Origin of the sequence: Curtobacterium sp. B8 (assembly GCF_000333315.1) — a bacterium.
GTDB lineage: Bacteria > Actinomycetota > Actinomycetes > Actinomycetales > Microbacteriaceae > Curtobacterium > Curtobacterium luteum.
On sequence record NZ_BACW01000151.1, the window covers coordinates 1 to 3,171 of the forward strand.

The window sequence follows — 3,171 nt, forward strand, 5'->3', positions numbered from 1 at the left end:
CTGGTACTGCATCGAGACGAACTTGCGGACGAGCTGGTCGCGCGAGATCGTCTGCCCGACGTGCAGGGCCACGGACGCGTTCATGTACTGCTCCGGCGTACCGAGGCCGTAGATGCAGGACACCGTCGAGACCACCACGACGTCGCGCCGGCTGAGCAGCGAGTTCGTCGTCGAGTGGCGGAGGCGCTCGACCTCGGCGTTGACGGACGAGTCCTTCTCGATGAAGGTGTCCGTCTGCGGCACGTAGGCCTCGGGCTGGTAGTAGTCGTAGTACGAGACGAAGTACTCGACGGCGTTGTTCGGCAGGAGCCCGCGGAACTCGTTCGCGAGCTGTGCCGCGAGGGTCTTGTTGTGCGCGAGCACGAGCGTCGGCCGCTGCACCTGCTCGATCAACCACGCGGTCGTCGCCGACTTGCCGGTACCGGTGGCACCGAGGAGCACGACGTCGGTCTCACCGGCGTTGATCCGTCCGGCGAGCTCGGCGATCGCCGCCGGCTGGTCCCCGCTCGGCGAGTACTCGCTGATCACCTCGAACGGGCGGACCGCACGCGTGGGCTCGATGTCGACTGCCATGCCGTCAACGGTAGCCGTGACCACTGACAACACCCGGGTCCGATCGCCCACAGCGCACGGCCGCGTCCCAGGGTCCCGACGCTCCCACCGGTCATCCCCGGCGCACTGTCCGCTGCAGGCAGGCTCAAAGACCGCTGATAAGGACCCGACGTAGCCTCCGGTCCGTTCAGCAACCCGAACCCTTCTCCCCCGAAGAGGCCCCATGACGACGGCGACCCCGGCCGCACCCTCCCCCGCGAAGGGCACCCCGTTCCGTGGGCGCATCCGCGGCAAGGTGCTCCTGCTCCTCTGCTGCATGTACGCGATCTCGTACATCGACCGCACCAACATCTCCACGGCACTCCCCCACATCACCGAGGACTTCGGGTTCAGCGAGACGACCGCCGGCGTCGTGGTGTCGGCGTTCGCCCTGCCGTACGCGCTGCTCCAGGTGTTCGGCGGCACCATCAGCGAGAAGGCCGGACCTCGGCGTGCGCTCTTCGTCATCACCGTGCTCTGGGGCGTGGCGACGCTCTGGACCGGGCTGTCCGTCGGCTTCTGGACGCTCGCCGCCGCCCGCTTCCTGCTCGGCCTGACGGAAGCCGCTGCGTTCCCCGCTGCGACCCAGGCGATGAGCCGCTGGATCCCCCGCGACCGCAACGGCTTCGCGCAGGGCGTGGTGCACTCCGCTGCCCGGCTCGGCAACGCGGTGGCACCGCTCCTCGTCGCCTGGGTCATCGCCGCGACGGGCAACTGGCGGTGGGCGTTCGTCGCGACCGCGCTGCTGTCCGTCGTCTGGGCCCTGGTCTGGTTCGTCTGGTTCCGTGACCGCCCGGAGGCCGCGAAGGGCATCACCGACGCCGAGCTCTCGGAGCTCCCGCCCGTCGAGACCCGCGCCACGCGTCCGCCGGTCCCGTGGCGGCAGCTCGCGCGGCAGATCCTCCCGGTCACGTTCGTCGACTTCGGGTACGGCTGGGTGCTCTGGGTCTTCCTCACCTGGATCCCGACGTTCCTCAGCAGCACGTACGGCCTCGAGATCGGCTCCTTCGCCTGGTTCACGTCCGGCGTCCTCCTCGCCGGTGTCGTCGGCGACACCGTCGGCGGGGTGCTCAGCGACCGGCTCATCCACCGCGGCGGCGACACCCGCCACGCTCGGCGCGTGGTCCTCGTCATCGGGCTCGGCGGCTCGCTGGTCTGTCTCCTGCCCCTCGTGTTCGGTCAGGGTCTCGCTGTCGCGACGGTCGCCCTGGCCCTGTCCTTCTTCTTCCTCGAGCTCTGCAACGCGAACCTGTGGGCGATCCCGATGGACGTGGCGCCGCAGTGGTCCGGGACCGCGTCGGGCTTCATGAACACCGGCTTCGGCATCGCCGGTGTCGTGTCACCGATCGTGTTCGGCGCCCTGATCGACGCGTCCGGGTGGCAACTGCCGTTCGCGCTGTCCTGCGCGCTGCTCGCGGCCGCCGCCGTCGTGGCCTGGCTCATGGACCCGAAGCGGCTGACGTCGGTCGACGGCCGACTGGAGGTCGGGACCCCGTCGTCGGAGCGCGGACACGCCTGACCGGCGCACGAACACGGGAGCGGTCACGGGCCGTGGACGCGACCCGGTGACGGCCTGGAGGCGCGGCGCACGTCCGGTGCCGCGCCTCCAGTCCGGTGATCTCGGGGTCAGCCGGCGGCCGCCGCCGCGCGTTTCCGCGCGCGTGCCTCGCGCTGCGCCCGTGAGGCGAGTGACGGCCGGCCCGTCAACGGCACGCTGAGCGGCGTCCAGCGGAAGACCTCGGTCAGGGCGACCGACAGGACCACCACGAGGACGTAGGTGACCGGGGTGAGCCACGGTCGTGCGACGTGCGCCTCGAGCCAGCTGTCCCCGTACAGGAGCAGCCAGATGACGAACGGGTGGCTCAGGAAGATGCCGAACGAGCGGTCCGATCCGTGGTCGACGACCTTCGCGAGCCAGCTCCCCGGCCGCCGTCGGTCGGCCCAGCGGGCACCGATCGCGAGGAATCCGACGAAGACCGCGGAGCTCCAGACGACCTGCACGGGCTGGAGCGGCGTCCCGGCGGCGTACAGCGACTGCCCGAGCAGGACCTGCAGGGTCCAGACGCCGAGTGTGCCGACGGCGGTCGCCGCGAAGCCCCAGAGCACGCCGCGTCGGTGCACGCGGATGAAGCGCAGGAACCGGTCCGCGTGGTCGGCGGCGACCGCGCCGGAGACGATGAAGAACACGTACGAGAAGAAGAACTGCTTCTGGTACCCGTGCAGCCACGCGTCGCTCGCCGGGAAGTACTTGTAGCCGGCGAACACGACGACCTGCACGACGAAGGCGACCGCGAGCACCGTGACGTGGTGCCCACGGGTGCGCCGGACGATCCACACCAGGACGGGCAACAGCAGGTACACCTGCATCGTCACCAGCAGGAAGTAGAGGTGGTACCAGGCGACACCGGTGACGATCCCCTCGGCGTACGTGCGCACGAGGTCCGGGACGTCACCGCGCCGCGTCGGGCTGAGCAGCCACGAGGCGGCGACGTACACGAACGACCAGGCCAGGTACGGCACACCGACGAGCAGGAACCGCTTCGGCCAGAACTGTGCCATCGGGCGCCGGGCGGAGGTCGT

The 3,171-nt window shown here is 70.3% G+C and carries 3 protein-coding genes; 1 reads left to right on the top strand and 2 read right to left on the bottom strand.

Annotation, left to right across the window (positions count from 1 at the left end; all coding sequences use genetic code 11):
* The coding region (locus I59_RS03760; RefSeq protein WP_187289785.1) for a DEAD/DEAH box helicase family protein at positions 1 to 561 on the bottom strand (561 nt) is incomplete at its 3' end.
* A gap of 214 nt (positions 562 to 775) precedes the next feature.
* Here I59_RS03760 and I59_RS03765 point away from each other — a divergent pair.
* Complete coding sequence (locus I59_RS03765) at positions 776 to 2,110, top strand: MFS transporter (RefSeq protein ID WP_022902727.1); 1,335 nt, start codon at positions 776 to 778, stop codon at positions 2,108 to 2,110.
* Between the two features lie 107 nt (positions 2,111 to 2,217).
* Here I59_RS03765 and I59_RS03770 read toward each other — a convergent pair.
* On the bottom strand, positions 2,218 to 3,171 hold a 954-nt coding region (locus I59_RS03770), incomplete at its 5' end, for an acyltransferase (protein ID WP_148286073.1).

What these genes read in the sequence shown, in the direction of transcription:
- I59_RS03765 (WP_022902727.1), top strand. Translation starts at nt 776, where the DNA reads ATGACGACGGCGACCCCGGCCGCACCCTCCCCCGCGAAGGGCACCCCG.